We start from the raw sequence: 256 nt of genomic DNA on the forward strand, positions 1-256 counted from the left end.
CTAGTGGCTTGGTAAAGTAATTACTACCTCCACTACGCAAAGCTTGAAGCCTGACGGTAAAATTCTCATCTGTGCCTGTAAATAAAATCGGGCACGTGAAACCTTTTAAGCATTCCTGCCAGAATAGTACCGGATCTTTTTCGAGCACCTCTAACGGCGCAGCACGATGGTCGACGAGTAATACGTCTGGTTCAACACCACTAACTGATGCAACCTCCTGTGCATCACTAAAATGGCGTACCTGAAAACCAAAACT

Annotated in this window: 1 protein-coding gene; it reads right to left on the minus strand. The window is 45.3% G+C overall.

Going from position 1 to position 256, the window contains the following annotated elements; translation table 11 throughout:
- A partial coding sequence (locus tag SB847_RS21570) for a response regulator (protein ID WP_486304286.1) occupies positions 1-256 on the minus strand: 256 nt, incomplete at both ends.

It is taken from the genome of Bacillus sp. SIMBA_026 (assembly GCF_046535335.1).
GTDB classification, from domain to species: Bacteria; Bacillota; Bacilli; order Bacillales; family Bacillaceae; genus Bacillus; species Bacillus velezensis.